The sequence below is a fragment of the Bradyrhizobium sp. Ken51 genome (genome assembly GCF_055807435.1).
Genome location: NZ_JBVVPB010000001.1, coordinates 534,898 through 555,525, shown reverse-complemented (window position 1 = coordinate 555,525; position 20,628 = coordinate 534,898). Strand labels below are relative to the sequence as shown.

Here is a 20,628-nt window from a genome sequence, read left to right as displayed (position 1 = left end):
TGACCACACGCAGCTGGGGCTATGGGTCCCGGCCTTCGCCGGGACGACATTAATGACCATCGCCGACAAACTGCTGGTGCAGCGCCAACGTCACCTCAAATGGCGCGGGCTTGACTGGCTCGAGCTTGCGCTGATGATCCTCTGCGGCGTGCTCTGCTTCGGCTTCTCGCTGTCGGTGACCGCCGACATCGTCACCCGCACCATCGGCCATCCCTGGTTGTGGCTCCAGGAAGTGACCTCGACGTTGTTCGTCTACGCCATCTTCGTCGGGACGGCGGCTGCGACCCGGCGCAACGACCATCTCTATCTCACCGCGATCTCCGAGGCGATGCACGGCACGCCGCGTCTGATCGTCGAGATCATCATCCGGATCGTGGTGCTCGGCGTCGCCTTCTGCCTGATCTGGTACGGCTATCAGAACTATCTTCGCGGCTTCGGCAGTTTTCGCCTGCCGTCGGGCACGCCGATCGCCTCGCTCTACGCGATCATTCCGCTGTCGGGCGTGCTGGTCGGTCTTTTCACCATCGAGCAGCTCGTCAACGGTCTGCGCAACGGCTTTGACCATCCCGAGCCGCCGGAGGAGGACGATGGGGCTCCTGTCATCACCGACGTACAGATGAGGGCGCAGCCGTGAGCGCACCCATTGTTCTGGCCTTGATGACGGTCTGCTTCCTCTCTTTCGGCTATCTCGGCGTGCCCGTGCCGTTCTCGCTATTGGCCGGCGTCTTCATCGGCGCGCTGCTGTCGGACGTCTCGCTCGCCGCAATCATCCAGAAGGTGTTTGACGGCGTCGATTCCGAGGCACTGCTGGCGATCCCGTTCTTCCTGCTAGTCGGCGAGCTCATGAGCTCGGCCAATGTGGTGGTTCGAATAGCCAATCTCTCGGTGTCCCTCGTTGGCCACATCAGAGGTGGCCTGTCGCAGGTCGTGGTCGTCTTCAGCATGTTCTTCTCGGAAATGTCGGGTTCGACCACTGCCGATGTCGCGGTGATGAGCCGCGCGCTGGGCGGCCCGATGAAGCGCGAGGGCTACGAGCCCGCCTTCATCGCCGCCATCATCGCATCCGCCTCGACGATTGCGGCGCTGGTGCCGCCGAGCATCACCGCTGTGGTCTATGGCGCCGTCGGCAACGTCTCGATCGCCGGCCTGTTCATGGCAGGCGTCGTGCCGGGCCTGATGATCGGCTTCGGATTGATGATCTACTGCTATTTCTTCGGCCCGTCCGGCCTGCGCAAGCCGCGCGCCCCGCTGCGGCAGGTGGTGTTTGCGGCCGGCGATGCGGCGCTACCGCTGATGATTCCTGTGATCCTGTTAGGAGGCATTCTGACCGGCTGGTTCACGCCGACGGAAGCCGGTGTCGTGGCCGTGGTCTGGATCGTCGTCGTCGTGATTCCCGCGCTCAACCGCGGGCACATCAGCAAGATCCCATACGATTTCTGCCTCGCGGGCCTGATCTTCTCGCTGCCGTTGATCACGATCGGCGCCGCCAATGCGTTCGGCTGGATGCTCGCCTATTTGCGCGGTGCGAGCTACATCGCCGAAGTCATCACGTCGCTCGCCGGCAACGATCCGCATCTGATCATGCTGTTGATGGTGCTGCTGTTCACGATCGTCGGCGATTTCATCGAGCCGGTGCCGACCATCATCATCTTCATGCCGCTGGTCAACACGCTGACGGAAGCCGGTGACATCAACGCCGTGCATATGGGCGTGGTGCTGATCGCAACGCTGGCCTTCGGCCTGATCACGCCGCCTTACGGGCTGGTGCTGCTGATGGCCTCGAAATTCGTCGGCGTCAGTTTCGCAAAGGCGCTACGCGCCGCGTTGCCGATCTATCTGGTGTTCCTCGGGACGATCGCGTTTGCGATCTACTTCCCGAGCGTGGTGCTGTGGCTGCCGCGGCAAGTGCTCCCCGAATCGGTCGGCTGCTTCAAGTCGCCCGCGGGCACGGGGTACATCTGTCCGCAGTAAGCCTGCTGGAGGGAACGCTACTTGCCCTTGCTGGTGAATTTCTTGACGGCGGTGCGAAACTCCTCCGTGTTCATCGCCATGATGATCTTGTGCTCCTCCGCGTCAAGCTGCTGCTTCACCGGCGTCGTGGCGGCCTGGTAGACCAGCGATTTGGTGCCCGCGATCGCGGCGGGCGGGTTCTGCGCCAGCCGCTCGGCGAGGGTTCGCGTTGCCGCCTTCAGCTCGGCCGCGGGAACGATCTTCGCAACCAAGCCCCATTCATGGGCCTGCTGCGCGGTGAAATTGTCCTCAGCCAGGAAAATCTGGAGCGCGCGGCGGGAGCCGACCGTGTTGACGATGCCGACGGTAGATCCGCCATCCGGGGACACCCCGATCTTGGCATACGCCGGCGTGAATTTGGCATCCTCCGCAGCGATGCAGAGGTCAGTGACGAAGGCGAGGCCCATGCCGGCGCCGGCCGCCGAGCCGTGCACGCTGGACAGCGAGATCTTCGGCATGCGCCGGATGATCTCGATGAAGGCATGATAGTGCTTCAACAGCTCGCTGACGACGGGCGTCACCGTATTGGCCTCAGCCGCCGCACCGATCGTCTGCAGATCGCCGCCTGCTGAGAAGGCGCGGCCTTCGCCTTCGAGGACCATGACCCTGACGTCGTCGGCACCCTCGATGTATGCCGCGAGCTGTTCGAGCTTTTGTGCAATCGCCAGATTGATCGAATTGAACGCGGCGGGGCGGTTCAGCGTGATGGTCGCGATCGGGCCGTCGATCCGCAGCAAAGCGGGATCGTCGGGCTGGGAGACGGGAGCGGTCATTGGAAAATCCCCGGCATGAGGTCGTTCGTGCGACTAAATCGCAGAAGGTGAGGGGTGACAATCCCCGCCAGCCGCCCTTGCGCAAGCCGGAACGATAGGCTCAAATGGGCCCGCCTTCGCCAAAGGGACGGACACGAGCGCCGGCTCCTCCTGAGCAAGCAAGCCAAAATCAGCGCGAGAGGGGACGACATGGGTGACGCTCGTGTCTTGCGGAAATGGGCTGTCCGATGACGGATGGTCCGGTGGTCATTGTCGGTGCCGGCCATGGCGGCTACCAGGTCGCGGCATCGCTGCGCCAGGCAGGCTTTTCCGCTCCCATCTGCCTGATCAATGACGAGGCGCATCTGCCCTATCAGCGGCCGCCGCTGTCCAAGGCCTACATCAAGGGCTCGTCCGGGCCGGAGAGCCTGATGTTCCGGCCGGAGAAATTCTACCAGGACCAGACCATCGAGCTGGTCGCGGGCCGCGCCGTGTCGATCGACCGCGCGGGGCGCAAGGTGCTGCTCGCCTCGGGCAGGACGCTGCCCTACGGCCACCTCGTGCTGGCGACCGGCGCGCGCAACCGGCTGCTCGATCTGCCCAACGCGAACCTTTCCGACGTGAAGTATTTGCGGATCCTCGACGAGAGCGAGGCGCTGCGAAAGATCATCCCGTCGAAGACGCGGGTGGTGGTGATCGGCGCCGGCTTCATCGGCCTCGAATTCGCGTCCACCGCGCGCATCAAGGGCCTCGAGGTCGACGTGCTCGAACTCGCCCCGCGCGTGATGGCGCGCGCGGTGACGGCGGAGGTCTCGGAGTATTTTCAGGCGCGGCATCGCGAGGCCGGCATCCGCATTCACCTCGGCGTGCAGGCAACGTCCATCGAGGCGGAGGACGGCAAGGTCACCGGCGTCTCCCTGAGCGACGGAAGGCATCTGCCGGCCGATCTCGTCGTGGTCGGCGTCGGCGTGCTGCCGAACATCGAGCTTGCGGCGGAGGCGGGGCTGCCGGTCGCGGCCGGTATCATCGTCGACGAATATCTCGCGACGGCCGATCCCCATATCTCGGCGATCGGCGATTGCGCGCTGTTCAACAGCCCGCGCTTCGGCGGATCGCAGCGGCTGGAATCGGTGCAGAATGCCACCGATCACGCGCGCTGCCTCGCGGCGCGGCTGACCGGCGACCGTAAGGCCTATGACAGCCATCCCTGGTTCTGGAGCGACCAGGGCGACGACAAGCTCCAGATCGCGGGCCTCACCACCGGCTACGACCGTGTCGTGCTGCGCGGCGATCCCGCCAAGAAGGCGTTCTCGGCGTTCTGCTACAAGGGCGACAATCTGCTCGGCATCGAATCCGTCAACCGTGCCGGCGACCACATGTTCGGCCGCCGCCTGTTCGGCGTGGATCGCTCGATCACTCCGGAGCAGGCCGCCGATGAAAGTTTTGACCTGAAGGGCGCGCTGGCGTGATCAGCCGGCATTGAGGACGGCGCCGACTTCCGCGGCCATCGGCATCGACGGCCCTGCGCCCATGCGCTGCACGGAGATCGAGGCGGCGGCATTGGCGAAGGCGAGTGCGGCGCGCAAGTCGACGCCGTCGGCGAGTTGCGCCGCGAGCGCTCCCACAAAACAATCGCCTGCGCCTGTGGTGTCGAGCGCCTTCACCACGCGGCCGGACACCGCAATCTCCTCGCGTCCAGCGAGCGCGAGCACGCCGCGCTTGCCAATGGTCACGCAGATGGTCTGGTCCTCGCGCATCTGAAGGTTTCGCGCGACGTCGAGGATCCGGGCAGCCGCGTCACTGTCGGACAACTCCACGCCGGCGAGGACGCCGAGCTCGGTCTCGTTCAGCACGAGGATGTCGACCAGCGCGAGCAATTCGCTCGACATGTTTTGTGCCGGGGCCGGATTGAGCAGCGTCGTGGCGCCGGTGTCGCGAGCCCGCCGGAAGAACGCGGCGATCGTCGGCAGCGGGATCTCGAATTGGCTGACCGCGACATCGCCCTTTGCCAGCGGGACGGCCGCGATATCGTCGACGCCGACGAGCGCATTGCTGCCGGGAATGACGACGATGGTGTTGTCGGCCTCCGCCACCGTGATGATGGCCGTGCCGGTGTGCGCCTCGGCCGTCTCACCGACAAAATCTAGCGCGATGCCTTGCGCGCCGAGGAACGTCCTCAACTCACCGCCGAACGAATCCTTGCCGAGCCGGCCGATCAGCGTGGTCCTTGCGCCAAGTCGCGACGCCGCCACCGCCTGGTTGGCGCCCTTGCCGCCCGGGAAATACAGCACCTGCTTGCCGGCAACGGTCTCGCCGATCTTCGGATGGCGATCGGCTGTCGCCACCACATCCATGTTGATGCTGCCGGCGACGTAGACGCGCCCCATCATAACCCCTGCGAACGCTAGACCCTGACCTCGAACTCGTGCCTGACCTTGGCGATGTCGACAAGCGTCGGCAGGCCGGCTTCGTTGCCAAGACGCTGGATCTTGAAGGTCGAGGCCGCGCGAGCAAAATCGAAATGCTCGCGCCAGCTTTTGCCGGGATGGGCAAGATAGGAATAGACATAGGCGCCGTGGAAGACGTCGCCTGCGCCATTGGTGTCGATCACGCGCTCGCGTGGGATCGGCATCGCCGGCATCACCTGCACCGTTCCGGTCTCGTCGTACCAGAGCAGGCCCTTCTCGCCCATGGTGATGCCGCCGATCTTGCAGCCGCGGCTCTTGAGGTAATCCAGCATCTTCTCCGGCGTCAGATCCATCTGCTCGCACAGGCGCTCGGCAACGATGGCGACGTCGATGAATTCCAATAGCTCATGCGTGTTGGTGCGAAGGCCGCCACCGTCGAGCGAGGTCAGGATGCCGGCCTCGCGGCAGACTTTCGCGTAGTGGATCGCGGCATCGGGTTGATGGCCGTCGACATGCAGCGCGCGACAGCCGCCGAGATTGAGCATCGGGAACGGATGGATGTGGTCGTCGTCGCGGCAGCGGACGATGGCGCGCTTGCCGTCCTTCGGCATGATGAAGGACAGCGAGGACTGGTTGACCTTCCGTCCATGCAGCGAGATCGCGTATTTCGCGCACATGTCCATGAACATGCGGCCGAGCCAGTCATTGGCCGCGGTGGCGATGAGATCGGGCACGATGCCGAGCTTGGCGCAGCAGAACGCCGCGGTCACCGCATTGCCGCCAAAGGAAACCGCGTAGTCGGAGGCCACGTGCTTCTCGTCGCCGGTCGGCATGTGGTCGGTGATGAAGACGACGTCGATATAGGTCTGTCCGATGAAGAGAGCCTGCATTGCTTGTCCGTGATGCGCTTTGTGGTCCCGGCCGGCGCGCTTACTGTAACACCGGTTCCGCCGAGGGACCGCTGAAATTATTCGCAAAACCGCCGCTCGAAGCGCTTGAGGTCGGCATGCGGCCGGAATACGACCATCACCGGGCAATGCCAAGTCCGGACAAACGCCGTCTCTCGGTCCACGGTTCCGGGCCATCAACAGGGGGAAACATGATCACCGGCCTCGATCACGTCGTCGCACTGGTCAGGGATATCGGTGCGGCCAGGGCGGCCTATCAGACGCTGCTCGGGCGCGCGCCGGCCTGGCAGAACTCGGGCGAGGGCGCCGACCGGGTGCTGTTCACTCTTGCGAACATGACGATCGAATTGATGGCGCCGAACGGCTTCAGCGTGACCGCCGACCGCATGCGCGCGCTGCTCGGCGACCAGGAAGGCGTGCTCGCCAGCCTGTGCTTTCGTGTCGCGGACATGAGCAGGATACACCGGCGGCTGGAGCGGGTGGCGCTCAAGCCGGATCCGGTTGCGGAGGTCGAAAGCAGCGACGCGGAGAGCGGCGCGATCCTGCACTGGAAGCGGACGCGCGCCGCGACGGAGCTCACGCGCGGCGTGCGCATGTTCTTCCTCGAACTGGCTGATGAGCGTCCGCTCTCGCCGGCGACCGATATCGGGCCGATCGATGCACTCGATCACGTCGTGATCACCACCGAGGATTCCGATCGCGCCGCTGCGCTCTATGGTGCGCGGCTTGGGCTCGATCTGGCGCTCGACCGCTCGCACCAGGATTGGGGCCAGCTGATGTTCTTCCGCTGCGGCGATCTCGTCGTTGAGGTGGTGCGCCGCCCCGTCGCGGGCGGCGATTCCCTGCATGACCGCCTCTGGGGCCTGAGCTGGCGGGTGACCGACATCGACGCTACGCGTGCGCGTCTGATCGCCGCCGGCCTCGACGTCAGTGAAGTCCGCAACGGCCGCAAGCCGGGCACGCGGATCATGACGGTCAGGAACGGCACCTGCGGCATCCAGACGGTCCTGCTGGAGCGTTCGCCGAAGCCGGTGGAGTGAAGTTCAGTCTCTCCCAGCGTCATTGCGAGGAGCTCTTGCGACGAAAGCAATCCAGACTGTCTCCGTGGTGGCAGTCTGGATTGCTTCGCGGAGCCTGTCATCGGGCCGCGCTCTGCGCGGACCCGTTGGCTCGCAATGACGAAACTATGCGGCGGGCCGCGCGCGTGTTACATCCGTCCTGACATCACCCAGCGAGCAACCGGTTTGGCGAAGGCAAAGCGAACTCTGAAATGGCAGCGCGATCCCGAGGGGATGCGGCTGCGCATTCTCGAAGCCGCCAAGCAGGAATTCTCTGCCCATGGGCTTGCCGGCGCGCGCGTCGACCGGATTGCGGCCAACGCCGGCGCCAACAAGCGGATGCTGTATTATCACGTCGGCAACAAGGATGAGCTCTATCTCGCGGTGCTCGAAGGCGCCTACGACAAGATCCGCAGCGAGGAGCGCGGGCTTGATCTCGAGCATCTCGAGCCGCCCGAAGCGATCAGGCGCCTGATCGAGTTCACCTGGAATTATTTCCTGCGCAATCCCGAATTCCTGTCGCTGCTCCAGACCGAGAACCTCGCGCGCGCAAAGCACCTGAAGAAATCGACCAAGGTCAAGTCGATGCACTCGCCCTTCGTCGAGATGATCGGCACCGTGGTGCGGCGCGGTGTGTCCGGCGGCGACTTCAAGGTCGCGGTCGACCCTGTCCAGCTCTACATCTCGATCGCGGGACTCTGCTTCTTCTATCTCTCGAATTCGGCAACCTTGAGCGTGATCTTCGGTCGCGATTTGCTGGCCAAGGACGCCAAGGACGAGCGGCTGGACCACATGGTCGGCCTCGTGCTGGCAGCGCTGACGGGGCGCTCCGCAGCGTTGCTAGATGCGACAAAGGCGCCGAAGTCGCGCGCCGTGGTGGCGCAGACGGCGTAGTCCATCGTCGTCCCGGCGAAGGCCGGGACCCATACCGCGTTATCTATCGATAGTGCGCGGTGCCAGTCCCGCCAACCAGCGTTCGCCAATTTCGCGCTGCGGGTATAGGTCCCGGCCTTCGCCGGGACGACACGACTTTTTGCGGAACCCCCGCACAAAACGTCGCAGGAAAACCGCTGGACAGTATTTACCCAACAGGTTAATTTCTCGGGAACGAACAAGTCGACCGGGAGTGAGACGTGGCTGAGCTGAAGCCGCAGAGTGCGGTGTCCAAGATGCTGAACGCGGCCTGGATCCGGCCGTTTTTGTTCCTGGTGTTCATCGTCGTGGCCTGGGATCTCGCGATCCGGCTGTTCAAGATTCCCGCCTACCAGATCCCGTCGCCGGGCGATGTCATTGCGGTGCTGCGTACCGATTGGCCGGAACTGCTGCGCCAGTCCTGGCCGACGACCTATGCGACCGTCTGCGGCTTCGCGCTCTCGGCGCTTTTTGGTATCCCCATCGCGATGCTGATCGCGGGCTCCAAGACAGTAGAGAGCTACGTCTATCCGCTGCTGGTGTTCTCGCAATCCGTGCCGAAGATTGCGATCGCGCCGCTGTTCGTGGTGTGGTTCGGCTTCGGCATCATTCCCAAGGTGATCTCGGCGTTTCTGCTCGGCTTCTTTCCGGTGGTGGTCTCCGCGGTGCAGGGCTTCAAGTCGGTCGATCCAGATATGGTCGATCTCGCCCGCGCCATGCAGGGCAGCCGCTTCCAGGTGTTTTGCGCGGTGAACCTGCCGCATGCGCTGCCGGCGATCTTCTCGGGCCTCAAAGTGTCGGTGACGCTCGCCGTGGTCGGCGCCGTCGTCGGCGAGTTCGTCGGCTCCAATTCCGGCATCGGTTATGTGATGCAACGCTCGATCGGAACCTTCGACCTGCCGACGATGTTCGCGGCGCTCGTGATCCTCGCGCTGCTCGGCGTCATCCTGTTCTGGATTGTGGACCGCATCGAGAAGCTGGTCATTCCCTGGCATGTCAGCCAGCGCGAGGACGTGATTTTCGCCTCTTAACAACAACCAAAGCAACGAACGGCCGCCAAACGGCCGACGCAACAACGACAAGGGAGAGTGATGATGAAGCGATGGATAGGAGCTGTCTCGGCGGCGCTGATGGTGTTCGCGGCCATGCCGGCGCAAGCGGCCGATAAGGTCGTGCTGATGCTGAACTGGTACGTCTATGGCGAGCACGCGCCGTTCTATTACGGCAAGGCCAAGGGCATCTACGCCGCCGAAGGCATCGACCTCGAGATCCAGGAAGGCCGCGGTTCGGCCGCGACCACGCAGGCCGTCGCCGCCAAGACCGCCGATTTCGGCTATGTCGACGTGCCCACCATGATGCGCGCCGCGATCAAGGGCGCGCCGGTGGTTGCGACCGGCGTGCTGCTCCAGACCAGCCCGATGTCCGCGATGGGTTTTGCCGACAAGAACATCAGGAAGCCCGAGGATATCAAGGGCAAGACGGTCGCGATCACGCCGGCCGATTCCATGACGCAGATCTGGCCGCTGTTCCTGAAGAAGACCGGTCTCAAGGAGAGCGACTTCCAGACCGTTGCCGGCGATGGCCAGACCAAGCTCAACGCGGTCATCAACGGCCAGGCCGATCTCTTGCTCGGCTACGTCATGGACCAATCGATGAAGATCAAGGACGCCACCGGCAAGGACGTCTACCCGATCAAGTTCGCCGACTACGGCATCAACATGGTTTCCTCCGGCATCATCGCCAACACTGATTATGTGAAAGCCAATGCCGACCTCGTCCGCCGCTTCATGTCGGCGACGACCAAGGCGGTCGAGGCCGCCGAGAAGGAGCCGAAGGCGGCGGCGCAATCGATCCTCGATGCCAACCCGAAGGGCGGCAAGATCGATACGCTGACTCAGGGTTTTGAGCTGACCATTCCGCTCTACCGCACCGCGGAGACCAAGACCAAGCGGCCGTTCCAGGTCACCGACCAGAACATGACGGACTCCGTCAATCTGATGGTCGAGTATGGCGGGCTCGATGCCAAGGCCAAGGAGAACCCGAAGGCGTTCTATACCAATGACTATCTGCCGAAGAGCGGTTCGTGAAAGCAGCACATAATGCCGTCATTCCGGGATGGTCCGAAGGACCAGACCCGGAATCTCGAGATTCCGGGTTCGCCCTTCGAGCGCCCCGGAATGACGGTTCGTATCGTCGAGCGGACTTGATACAATGAAAGCAGCAGAAGCGATACCTCCCGGCCAACCGGCCGCGCATCTGAGACTGGTGAGCGACCGGGCTGCCGGCGATGCGTCGGGCATCAAACTGTCCGGCGTGTCGAAGACCTATCGGACGCGCGACGGCGATGTGCCGTCATTGCGGCCGCTCGACTTCCATATCAACGACGGCGAGTTCTTCGTCGTGGTCGGCCCATCCGGCTGCGGCAAGTCCACGCTGCTCAAGCTGATCTCGGGACTGCTGCCGCCGACGACGGGCGAGATCCTGGTCGAGGGCGAGAAGGTGACGGCGCCGCACGGCAATGTCGGCATCGTGTTCCAGAACGCGCTGCTGCTGCCGTGGCGTAACATCCTGTCCAACGTGATGCTGCCGATCGACATGAAGCGGCTGCCGCGCCAGACATATCTCGACCGTGCCAAGGCGCTGTTGAAGATGGTCGGGCTCGAAGGATTCGAGAAGAAGCTGCCCTGGCAGCTCTCCGGCGGCATGCAGCAGCGCGCCTCGATCTGCCGCGCCCTGGTGCATGATCCCCGGATCATGCTGATGGACGAGCCGTTCGGCGCGCTCGATGCGCTGACGCGCGAGCGCATGAATGTCGAGCTGATGCGGATCCAGCGCGAAACCCGGAAGACGGTTCTGCTGATCACGCATTCGATCCCCGAGGCCGTGTTCCTCGCCGACCGCGTGCTGGTCATGACCGAGCGGCCCGGCGCGGTCGCCGCGATCTACGACGTGCCGCTGCCGCGCCCCCGTTCGCTCGACGTGATGGCCGATCCTGTTTTCACCGAGCTGGTGCAGCGCATCCGCAAGCATTTCTTTTCCCAAGGGGCGCTGGATTAGGGACGATGGGATCAGCTCTGAATTCCGGAGCGTCATGGCCGGGCTTGTCCCGGCCATCCACGCCTTGCCCCGCGCGAGAGAGAACGTGCATGCCCGGGACAAGCCCGGGCATGACGACCGTCCTAGGACCATGCCGGTGCGCCTGAAGTTGCGAGACATCACCTTCTTCGAACGACCCGTGCATTTCGCGCGGCCGTTCCGCTTCGGCGCGATCACGATCAACGCGACGCCGCAGCTCTACGTGCGGGTCGAGATCGAGGTCGAGGGCAGGGGATCGGCGGTCGGCGCCAGCGCCGAGCTGCTGGTGCCAAAATGGTTCGACAAGCGGCCGGAGCTTTCGCCGGTCCAGACCGTCGATGATTTGCGCCGCTCGCTGGAGATCGCACGGGGGCTTTATCTTGCGCGAACCGGATTTTTGAGGGCATTCGATCTGCATGCCTCCTGCATCGGCGCCCAGGTCGCAACTTGTGCGAAAAAGAACATTCCGGCGCTTGCCGCGACTTACGGCCCCGCGGAAATCGACAAGGCGATCCTCGACGCGCTGCTCCGCGCCGCCGAGACCAATTTTTTCGACGGCATGGCCGGCAACATCGCCGGCATCGATGCGCGGCTTTCGCCCGACCTGAAGGAAACCGATCTCACGATTTTTCTATCCGGCCGGAAGCCGCTGTCGCGTGTTGCCGTCAGGCATACCGTCGGCCTCCACGACACCGTTGAGGGCGAGGGCGGAGTTGCAGATGCCCACGAGAACTCCGGTGCAAGATATTTCAAGCTGAAGCTGTCGGGTGATCCCGTCGCCGATGCAGCGCGGCTGGCGCGCATTGGCAAGGAACTCGATGCGCTGGAGCATGACTACGAGGTGACGCTCGATGCCAACGAGCAATATGCCGATCTCGCGGCGTTGCAGGAACTGATGGACCGGCTCGACCATGACCCCGCGCTGCGGTCGATTTCATCCAGGCTGCTCTATGTCGAGCAGCCGATGCCGCGCGATGTCACGAGGCAGTCGCCGCTCGGCTCGCTCGCGGCGCGCGGCTTCATAATCGACGAAGCCGACGATTCCTACGACGCGTTTCCCGCGGCACGCGCGCTCGGCTATCACGGCATCTCCTCGAAATCCTGCAAAGGGCTTTACAAATCCATCGTCAACGCGACGCGCGCGGCGAAATGGAGCGCGGGCGGCGAGAAGTTCTTCGTCACCGGCGAGGACCTGACCTGCCAGGCCGGGCTTGCCGTGCAGCAGGATCTCGCGCTCGGCGCCTTCATCGGCATCACTCATGCCGAGCGCAACGGCCACCATTATGTCGATGGCTTCGGTGACACGCCCGCCGCGGAGGCCCAGGCGTTCGCGGCCGCGCACCCCGATCTCTATGCCGATGCCGGGCAGGGCGTCCGCCTCAACATTCACAACGGCGATCTCCTGACGGGATCGCTTCACACAACGGGCTTTGCGACGTCGGTCCATCCGGACTGGTCGGCGCTGCGCTCGCTCGAACAGCCAAAATCACTTCAGGAGCAATCGGCATGACCACCCAACGCCTCGGCCTCATCATGAACGGCGTCACCGGCCGCATGGGCCTCAACCAGCATCTGATCCGCTCGATCGTCGCGATCCGGGAGCAGGGCGGCGTCCGCTTGAAGAACGGCGACCGCGTGATGCCCGATCCGATCCTGGTCGGCCGCAGCGCCGAGAAGGTGGAGGGGCTCGCCAAGCGCTACAACATCACGCGCTGGACCACCGATCTAGACGCCGCGCTCGCCGACAAGAACGACACCATGTTCTTCGACGCAGCGACGACGCAGGCGCGCCCCGGGCTGCTGACCCAGGCGATCAATGCCGGCAAGCACGTCTATTGCGAGAAGCCGATCGCGACCAATTTCGAGGAGGCGCTCGAGGTCGTCAAGCTCGCCAATTCCAAGGGCGTCAAGCACGGCACGGTGCAGGACAAGCTGTTCCTGCCCGGCCTGAAGAAGATTGCCTTCCTGCGCGACTCCGGCTTCTTCGGCCGCATTCTCTCGGTGCGCGGCGAGTTCGGCTATTGGGTGTTCGAGGGCGGCTGGCAGGAGGCGCAGCGGCCGTCATGGAATTACCGCGACGAGGACGGCGGCGGCATCATTCTCGACATGGTTTGCCACTGGCGCTACGTGCTCGACAATCTCTTTGGCGAGGTCGAGAGCGTGAGCTGCATCGGCAACACCGACATTCCCGAGCGTTTCGACGAGCAGGGCAAGAAGTACAAGGCGACCGCCGACGACTCCGCCTATGCGACGTTCCAGCTCAAGGGCGGCGCCATCGCCCACATCAACATGTCCTGGGTGACGCGCGTCTATCGCGACGATCTCGTCACCTTCCAGGTCGACGGCACGCTCGGCTCGGCCGTCGCAGGCCTTTCCGACTGCATGATCCAGGCGCGGCAGGCGACGCCCCGGCCGGTGTGGAATCCCGACGAGAAGCGGCTGCACGATTTCTACGGCGACTGGCAGAAGCTGCCAGACAACGTCAGCTACGACAACGGCTTCAAAGAGCAGTGGGAGATGTTCATCCGCCACGTCTACGAGGATGCGCCCTACAAGTTCACGCTGCTCGAAGGCGTCAAGGGCGTGCAGCTCGCCGAATGCGCGCTGAAGAGCTGGAAGGAGCGGCGCTGGATCGACGTCGCCCCGATCAAGGTCTGAGGTCTATTGGATAAGTGTCGATGTTATTGAGCCGTCATTGCGAGCGAAGCGAAGCAATCCAGAATGCCTCCGCGGCGAGAGTCTGGATTGCTTCGTCGCTTCGCTCCTCGCAATGACGGGAAGAGGTCTGAAATCATGAACAAGCCCGTCCAGCCCAAGCCCGTCCCATCAACGTCGTCTCTGTCGCTCAAGCTGCCGAAGGCCGATCGTTCGATCGAGACCTACCGGCTTGCTGCATCGCGCACCTTTCCTGCAAAGCTCGAGGGCCCGCTGAACCGCATCGCGTTCTCGGCCGTTCACACCGTGACCGATCCCTTCGCCGACAACGACCCGTGGCTGTCCGCTGCCGTCGACTGGGACAAGACCATCGCCTTCCGCGAGCACGTCTGGGATCTCGGCCTCGGTGTCGCCGAAGCCATGGACACCGCGCAGCGCGGCATGGGGCTGGACTGGCCGACCTCGCTGGAGCTGATCACGCGCTCGGTCGACGCGGCCAAGCGACGCAACGCGCTGGTGTTTTCCGGAGCAGGCACGGACCATCTCGCGGTCGAGGACGCCAGGAATCTCGACGACGTGATCCGCGCCTATGAGGAGCAGATATCGGCGGTCGAGAAGGTCGGTGGCCGCATCATTTTGATGGCGTCGCGCGCGTTGGCGAAGCTGGGCCGCAACGCCGACGATTACGCAAAGGTCTATGACCGCGTGCTGTCGCAGGTTCGCGAGCCCGTGATCATCCACTGGCTTGGCGACATGTTCGATCCGGCGCTGACGGGATATTGGGGCACCAGCGATCTCGACAAGGCGATGGATATTGCGGTCGCCATCATCAACGGCAACGCCGCCAAGGTCGACGGTGTCAAGGTTTCGCTGCTGGACAAGCAACGCGAGATCGACATGCGCAGGCGGCTCGACAAGCGTATCAAGATGTACACCGGCGACGATTTTAATTATGCGGAGCTGATCGCCGGCGACGAACAGGGCTTTTCGCACGCGCTGCTCGGCATCTTCGATGCGATCGCGCCGGCGGCGTCCTACGCCTTATCGCGGCTGGCAGCGGGTGACGAAGCCGGCTTCCACGACGTACTGGGGCCGACGGTGCCGCTGTCGCGGCACATCTTCAAGGCGCCCACGCGGTTCTATAAGACCGGCGTTGTGTTCATGGCCTATCTCAACGGCCACCAGGACCATTTCACCATGGTCGGCGGGCAGGAGAGCACGCGCTCGATGCTGCATCTGGCCGAGCTGTTCCGGCTGGCCGACAAGGCCGGGCTGCTCGCCAATCCGGAGTTGGCGACGCGGCGGATGAAGGCGGTGCTCTCAACGCACGGAATCGAATCCTGATGCGTGATTTCTCGTCCGATCATCGCTGGCTGTCGCTGAACACGGCGACGATCCGCAAGCGGGGTGACCTCGTCGAAATCATCGACGCCTGTGCCAGGCACGGCATCCGTGCCATCGACCCCTGGCGCGACCAGGTCGCAGCCGTCGGCCTCGACCGCGCCGCCCGCGCGGTGCGCGAGGCCGGCCTCGATCTATCGGGCTACTGCCGCGGCGGCATGTTCACGTCGGATGCATCGCGGCGGGGCGAGGTGCGTGACGACAACCGGCGCTGTGTGGACGAAGCCAAGGCGCTGGGGGCACCCTGCATTGTGCTCGTCGTCGGCGGCTTGCCGCAATATTCGCGGCCGGGCAGCGAAGCGTCGAAGGACATCGCGGGCGCGCGGACGCAGGTCGAGGAAGCGCTCGCTGATATGCTCGATTATGCCAAACAGGCCAAGCTGCCGCTGGCGATCGAGCCGCTGCATCCGGCCTATGCGGCGGACCGTGCCTGCGTCAACACGGCGAAGCAGGCGCTCGACATCTGCGACCGGCTCGATCGTGATCGCAGCGGCATGCTCGGCGTCGCGCTCGACGTCTATCACATCTGGTGGGATCCGGAGCTGATGGGGCAGATCGCGCGCGCCGGGCAGGATCGCCTGCTCGCCTTCCATGTATGCGACTGGCTGGTGCCGACCAAGGACATTCTCAACGACCGCGGCATGATGGGCGATGGCGTGATCGATATCAAATCCGTGCGTGCAGCGGTCGAGGCGCAGGGCTTTGCCGGCTATTCGGAGATCGAAATCTTCTCCAACGACTGGTGGAGCAAACCGATGGATGAGGTGCTGCAAACCTGCATCGCGCGGCACAAGACGGTGGTTTAGGCCTTCCGGAATTTGTTGCGCGCAGCGGCGCCGATGGCCTGAGACGTCAAATGGTTACGCGGGATCACCGGGGCATGCCGCGCCGGTAACCTTCTACTGTGCATGGGGTTGTTTTCGCGTTTTTTTGTTGTGAGGCCTCAGCCGATCGCGCAAGGCACGCTCAGAAAGCCGCGGAACCGCACCCGTCCGCCCCGCACCGGGCGTCCGCTTACGGCATAGTTCGGGAAGCGCGCCAAGAAGCGTGAGACCGCGATGGCGCCTTCCAGCCGCGCCAGCGCCATGCCGGCGCATTGATGCGCGCCGGTGGCGAAGGCGAGATGCCGGTTCGGCGTGCGCGCGATGTCGAATCTCTCGGGGTCCGGAAACTGCGCGGGATCGCGGTTGGCAGCGCCGATGCACAGCGTGATCGACGTGCCGGCATCGAGCATGACGCCGCCGAGTTCGACCCGCTCCGTGGTCATGCGGTTGCCGAGCTGGTTCGAGCTCTCGTAGCGCAGCATCTCTTCGACCGCAGTCTTGATCAGCTCGGGGTGGTCGATCAGCCGCCGCTTCTGATCCGGATTCCGGTCGAGCGCTACGAGGCCGTTGCCGATCAGGTTGGTGGTGGTCTCGTGGCCGGCATTGAGCAGGAAGATGCAGTTGTGCAGCAGCTCCTTCTCGGTCAGCCGCTCGCCGTTGTCCTCGCCCTGGATCAGGCGCGTCAGCACGTCGCGTTCGGGGTTGCCGGGCTTCGCTCGTCGGCGTGCGACCAGCGTTTCGAGATAGGCGAGAAAATCCGTCACGGCCCTGTTGCCGCGGGCGGCGACTTCAGGCGACACCACCGGTTCGAGGGCACCGAGGATTGCGAGCGACCAGTCGCGCAGCGGCGCGCGCTCGTCATGGGGCACGTCGAGCAGATTGCCGATCACCTCGATGGGGATCGATGCGGCGAAGTCCTCGATCAGCTCGCAATCACCTTTGGCGGCGATGGCGTCGAGCAGGCCGTCGACGAGCTTGATGATATCAGGCTCCATCCCCGCGATCGCGCGCGGCGACAGCGCGCCCATGATCAGGCGCCGCACGCGCGTATGGGCCGGCGGGTCGTTGAAGACGAGGCTCGTGGTGTGGTGCTCGTAGAGCGGGGTGTCGCCGTATTTCGGCGCGAACTCGCGCTTCTTGTCCGAGCTGAACGATTTTGTGTTCTTGTAGGTCGTGACGAGATCGTCATAGCGGGTCAGGAACACGGTGCCGTTGCGCAGGCGCTTGAGCGGCTCGTTCTCCCGCAGTGCACGATAGGTCGGGTAGGGATCGTCGTAGAATTCCGGCGTCAGCTTCTCCAGATCGAAACTGGCCGCCAGTTCGTTCGCACTTGCGTTCATGCCGCCATACTCGCCGGTTGAGTCCGATATGCTGTATTCGCTCTTTTGAGCGGCTCGGTTCACCGTCTACAGTCGAATCGTGATTTGCAAGCCGACCGGACAGGAAAATGCACGCCCGCGCTGACGCTGCCGACACGGCCGCCGAGTCCAGCACTCATTGGCCCGACGATATTTTCGCGACCTTGCAACGCTTCGACGTCCGTCAGGTGCCCTACGTGCCCGACGCCGGCCATTCGAGGCTGATCCAGCGCGTGCTGGTCTCGTCCATGATGCGCGGCATCCCGCTGACGACGGAGGAAGAGGGCGTGGCGCTTCTCGCCGGCGCCTGGACGGGTGGCCAGCGTGGCGCGCTGTTGATGCAGTCGAGCGGGGTCGGCAATTGCATCAACATGCTGTCGCTGATCCCGATCCTGCGCTTTCCCTTCCTCACGCTGGTGACGATGCGTGGCGAGTGGGGCGAGTTCAATCCGTGGCAGGTGCCGATGGGGTCGACCACGCAGGGCGTATTCGAGCTCTCGGGCGTCAAGGTGCTGCGGGCTTCGACCGCAGCCGAGGTGCCGGCCGTGCTCGAGGCGGCGGCCGCGCAGGCCTATAACGCGCTCACGCCCACCGCCGTCCTGCTGTCGCAGCGCCTGATCGGCGCCAAGGTTTTCACCAAATGAGCAAAGCCAATCTCCTCGACCGGCGTCAGGTGGTGACCACGCTTCTCGCGGACCGCAAGGATTTGGTTGCGATCGGCGGCCTCGGCGCCTCCACCAACGACATGTGCGCGGCCGGCGACCATGCGCGCAATTTCTACCTCTGGGGCGGCATGGGCGGGGCGGCGATGATCGGCCTCGGGCTTGCCCTGGCGCAGCCGAAATTGCCGGTGCTGGTCATCACCGGCGACGGCGAGATGCTGATGGGCCTGGGCAGCCTTGCCACCATCGGCCTCCAGAAGCCGTCCAACCTCTCGATCGCGGTGCTCGACAACGAGGCCTATGGCGAGACCGGCGGCCAGACCAGCCACACGGCCGCGGCCGCCGACCTCGTCGGCGTCGCCAAGGCCTGCGGCATCGGGGACAGCCGGTCTGTGACGACCATGGCCGAGGTCGAGGCCTTCGCCAAAGCCGTCCACGACATCACCGCCGGGCCGCGCTTTGCCAATGTGAAGATCGACAGCGCCAATCTGGAGCGGGTTTTGCCGAGCCGGGATGGGACTTACATTCTCAACCGGCTTCGCGGCGACCTCGGCTTCCAGCCGATCTAGGCGGACCTTCCGGCGCTCCCGTCCTGCACGGGGACCGTGTGAGCGAGGTCAATTTCCACTGGAATTACAACGCACTCAGGTTGCGATGCAGCATAGTGCTTGACTTTTGCGTGGGTGAGTGCTTACTCACTAGCATGAGCTCATTGCGTATGACGAGCGACCTGAGGCGTCAATTGATCCTCGGCGCCGCAAAGCGTTGCTTTGCCCGACACGGCTATACCGGCACCACGACCAAGAGCGTGGCGGCCGCCGCTGCCATTTCCGAAGCGCTGCTGTTCAAGCATTTTCCGTCCAAGGCCGCGCTTTACGCCGAAATTCTCAGCGACGAATGCGAGGCGGACCCGGCGCTCATGGAGCTGCTCGAACGTGAGCCGTCGACTGCTACGTTGGTCGAAGTGATCCGCGGCATGGTCGGGCATTTCATGCACATCGCCGACGGGCCCGACCAGGAAGAGGCCCAGCGGCTGCGATTGATGGCCACGAGCCATTTGGACGATGGCGAATTCGCGCGTTTGCTATATGCCAAGATCGAGACGCTGATCGGGGCGGCGTTCGTCGCCTCGCTCGAGCGTGCGGTTGCCGCGAGGGACGCGCGGCCATACAGCGGCGAACCGCTCAACCTGTTCTGGTTTGCGCATCACACTGTGATGACGGCTGCGCTGACCAGGCTGCCGGCCACGCCGTGTCTCGCTTACGGCAAGGCGAACGACCTCGAGCGGCAGCTCTGTGAGTTTCTCCTGAGGGGTATCGGACTTAACGACGCCGCAATTGCTTCGCATTTAGGCCGCGATCAGGCCGCGTGTGCGGACAAGACGGCGATTGCAGAGAGTGCATGACATGAACATCGTCACCGAACACAAGATTTCGGGCGAACCGATCGATAACAAGGCTCCCAAGCGTCCGGTCCGGCCGGTGCTCTGGTTCATCATCGTCGGCACGCTTCTGGCCGTGCTCGTCGGTGGCCTCGTCTGGTTCAATTTTTTCCGCGGCCAGATGATCAAGCAGTTCTTCGCCAACAACAAACCGCCGCCGGTTGCGGTCAGCGCCGCCGAGGCGAAGTCCGAGGTGGTGCCGAATCTGTTGACCGCCGTCGGCGGGCTGTCCGCCGTGCACCAGGTCGACGTCAGCGCCGACGTCAACGGCCGCGTCACCGAGATCAAGTTCGAGCCGGGTACGCATGTCGAGGCCGGCACGCCGCTGGTGCAGATGTTCGATGCACCGGAGCAGGGCGACCTTGCCAATTACAAGGCGCAGTCCACCGTCGCACAGCTGTCGCTCGACCGCGCCAAGCAACTGGCGTCGCGCCAGTTCGGCCCGCAGGCAACCGTCGACACCGCGCAGGCCGCGTACGATCAGGCGCTGGCGGGTATCGCCAAGACCGAAGCGTTGATCTCGCAGAAGCTGGTCCGCGCGCCGTTCTCCGGCGATCTTGGCGTCCGCAAGGTCGAGGTCGGCCAGTATTTGACCGCCGGCACGGCCATCGTCTCGCTGACGGATCTGTCGGAGCTGTGGGCCAACTTCACGGTGACGGAAAAGGACTCGGGCAATCTCAAGGTCGGTCAGCCAGTCCGGCTGAAGGTCGACGCCTATCCCGGCCGCACCTTCGACGCCAAGATCACCACGATCGAGCCGCAGATCTCGGCCGACACTCGCAACATCCGCGTGCAGGCGACCATCTCCAATCCGGAGAAGATCCTGAAGCCCGGCATGTTCGTGACCACTACGGTGGTGCTGCCGGACAAGCCGGCCGTGGTCACCGTGCCGGAGACGGCGGTCGACTACACGCTGTACGGCGACTCGGTGTTCGTGATCACCGAGAAGAAGGAAGCTGACGGCAAGACCAGCCTGAGCGCGGTGCGCACTTTCGTGCAGACCGGCAACCGGGTCGAAGGCCGCGTCGAAATCGTCAAGGGCGTGAAGCCCGGCGACAAGGTCGTCGCCGTCGGCCAGCTCAAGCTGCAATCGGGCGCGGCGGTGTCGATTTCGACCGACCCGGCTCCGCAGATCCCGGCGCAGCCGCCGCGCTACTGACATCG

Annotated in this window: 20 protein-coding genes; 16 read left to right on the top strand and 4 right to left on the bottom strand. The window is 64.2% G+C overall.

What is annotated here, in order from left to right; all coding sequences use genetic code 11:
- Window positions 1-52: 52 nt before the first annotated feature.
- Window positions 53-634 carry a TRAP transporter small permease gene (locus AC0L27_RS02430; protein WP_354207161.1) on the top strand — a complete coding sequence of 194 codons (582 nt, stop codon included), beginning with the start codon at window positions 53-55 and terminating at the stop codon, window positions 632-634.
- A complete protein-coding gene (locus AC0L27_RS02425; RefSeq protein ID WP_354207159.1) occupies window positions 631-1,971 on the top strand; it encodes a TRAP transporter large permease in 1,341 nt (446 codons plus the stop codon). The genes AC0L27_RS02430 and AC0L27_RS02425 overlap by 4 nt, the downstream gene beginning before the upstream one ends.
- A gap of 17 nt (window positions 1,972-1,988) precedes the next feature.
- Here the strand turns inward: AC0L27_RS02425 and AC0L27_RS02420 are convergent, their stop codons facing one another.
- On the bottom strand, window positions 1,989-2,783 hold the full coding sequence (locus tag AC0L27_RS02420; RefSeq protein WP_354207157.1) for an enoyl-CoA hydratase/isomerase family protein: 795 nt from the start codon (window positions 2,781-2,783) through the stop codon (window positions 1,989-1,991).
- A gap of 227 nt (window positions 2,784-3,010) precedes the next feature.
- Here AC0L27_RS02420 and AC0L27_RS02415 point away from each other — a divergent pair, with 227 nt between their 5' ends.
- The gene (locus AC0L27_RS02415; RefSeq protein WP_354207155.1) at window positions 3,011-4,231 is read left to right on the top strand and encodes an NAD(P)/FAD-dependent oxidoreductase; all 1,221 of its coding nucleotides are present in this window, start codon (window positions 3,011-3,013) and stop codon (window positions 4,229-4,231) included.
- Here the strand turns inward: AC0L27_RS02415 and AC0L27_RS02410 are convergent, their stop codons facing one another.
- The gene (locus AC0L27_RS02410; RefSeq protein ID WP_354207153.1) at window positions 4,232-5,149 is read right to left on the bottom strand and encodes a ribokinase; all 918 of its coding nucleotides are present in this window, start codon (window positions 5,147-5,149) and stop codon (window positions 4,232-4,234) included.
- 17 nt (window positions 5,150-5,166) lie between these two features.
- On the bottom strand, window positions 5,167-6,060 hold the full coding sequence (locus AC0L27_RS02405) for a sugar kinase (protein WP_007593904.1): 894 nt from the start codon (window positions 6,058-6,060) through the stop codon (window positions 5,167-5,169).
- A gap of 209 nt (window positions 6,061-6,269) precedes the next feature.
- Here AC0L27_RS02405 and AC0L27_RS02400 point away from each other — a divergent pair, with 209 nt between their 5' ends.
- The 9 genes from AC0L27_RS02400 (at window position 6,270) to AC0L27_RS02360 (ending at window position 15,985) form a co-directional block, all read left to right on the top strand.
- Window positions 6,270-7,118, top strand: coding sequence for a VOC family protein (locus AC0L27_RS02400; RefSeq protein ID WP_354207151.1), 849 nt, complete (start codon window positions 6,270-6,272; stop codon window positions 7,116-7,118).
- Window positions 7,119-7,322: 204 nt separating this feature from the next.
- Window positions 7,323-8,030: a TetR/AcrR family transcriptional regulator gene (locus tag AC0L27_RS02395; protein ID WP_354207149.1), complete on the top strand. Its 708-nt coding sequence runs from the start codon at window positions 7,323-7,325 to the stop codon at window positions 8,028-8,030.
- Between the two features lie 239 nt (window positions 8,031-8,269).
- Window positions 8,270-9,079, top strand: coding sequence for an ABC transporter permease (locus tag AC0L27_RS02390; protein ID WP_007593901.1), 810 nt, complete (start codon window positions 8,270-8,272; stop codon window positions 9,077-9,079).
- 63 nt (window positions 9,080-9,142) lie between these two features.
- The gene (locus AC0L27_RS02385; RefSeq protein WP_354207147.1) at window positions 9,143-10,135 is read left to right on the top strand and encodes an ABC transporter substrate-binding protein; all 993 of its coding nucleotides are present in this window, start codon (window positions 9,143-9,145) and stop codon (window positions 10,133-10,135) included.
- A gap of 124 nt (window positions 10,136-10,259) precedes the next feature.
- Window positions 10,260-11,105 carry an ABC transporter ATP-binding protein gene (locus tag AC0L27_RS02380; RefSeq protein ID WP_354207145.1) on the top strand — a complete coding sequence of 282 codons (846 nt, stop codon included), beginning with the start codon at window positions 10,260-10,262 and terminating at the stop codon, window positions 11,103-11,105.
- A gap of 130 nt (window positions 11,106-11,235) precedes the next feature.
- Window positions 11,236-12,633: an enolase-like domain-containing protein gene (locus tag AC0L27_RS02375; RefSeq protein WP_275170689.1), complete on the top strand. Its 1,398-nt coding sequence runs from the start codon at window positions 11,236-11,238 to the stop codon at window positions 12,631-12,633.
- Window positions 12,630-13,781, top strand: a complete 1,152-nt coding sequence (locus tag AC0L27_RS02370) for a Gfo/Idh/MocA family protein (protein WP_275170474.1) — start codon at window positions 12,630-12,632, stop codon at window positions 13,779-13,781. The genes AC0L27_RS02375 and AC0L27_RS02370 overlap by 4 nt, the downstream gene beginning before the upstream one ends.
- 135 nt (window positions 13,782-13,916) lie before the next feature.
- Entirely contained in the window at window positions 13,917-15,122 is a 1,206-nt protein-coding gene (locus AC0L27_RS02365; protein WP_275170475.1) for a dihydrodipicolinate synthase family protein, read from the top strand.
- Entirely contained in the window at window positions 15,122-15,985 is an 864-nt protein-coding gene (locus AC0L27_RS02360) for a sugar phosphate isomerase/epimerase family protein (RefSeq protein ID WP_275170476.1), read from the top strand. Before AC0L27_RS02365 ends, AC0L27_RS02360 begins: the two co-directional genes overlap by 1 nt.
- Window positions 15,986-16,122: 137 nt before the next feature.
- Here AC0L27_RS02360 and AC0L27_RS02355 read toward each other — a convergent pair whose 3' ends face one another.
- Window positions 16,123-17,343, bottom strand: coding sequence for a cytochrome P450 (locus AC0L27_RS02355; RefSeq protein ID WP_275170477.1), 1,221 nt, complete (start codon window positions 17,341-17,343; stop codon window positions 16,123-16,125).
- A gap of 107 nt (window positions 17,344-17,450) precedes the next feature.
- Here AC0L27_RS02355 and AC0L27_RS02350 point away from each other — a divergent pair, with 107 nt between their 5' ends.
- The 4 genes from AC0L27_RS02350 (at window position 17,451) to AC0L27_RS02335 (ending at window position 20,623) form a co-directional block, all read left to right on the top strand.
- The gene (locus AC0L27_RS02350; protein WP_354207141.1) at window positions 17,451-18,005 is read left to right on the top strand and encodes a phosphonopyruvate decarboxylase; all 555 of its coding nucleotides are present in this window, start codon (window positions 17,451-17,453) and stop codon (window positions 18,003-18,005) included.
- The gene (locus AC0L27_RS02345; RefSeq protein ID WP_354207139.1) at window positions 18,002-18,592 is read left to right on the top strand and encodes a thiamine pyrophosphate-dependent enzyme; all 591 of its coding nucleotides are present in this window, start codon (window positions 18,002-18,004) and stop codon (window positions 18,590-18,592) included. The genes AC0L27_RS02350 and AC0L27_RS02345 overlap by 4 nt, the downstream gene beginning before the upstream one ends.
- A gap of 134 nt (window positions 18,593-18,726) precedes the next feature.
- Entirely contained in the window at window positions 18,727-19,428 is a 702-nt protein-coding gene (locus tag AC0L27_RS02340; protein WP_354207348.1) for a TetR/AcrR family transcriptional regulator, read from the top strand.
- Window position 19,429: 1 nt separating this feature from the next.
- A complete protein-coding gene (locus AC0L27_RS02335) occupies window positions 19,430-20,623 on the top strand; it encodes an efflux RND transporter periplasmic adaptor subunit (protein WP_275170481.1) in 1,194 nt (397 codons plus the stop codon).
- The last annotated feature ends 5 nt before the right edge of the window (window positions 20,624-20,628 follow it).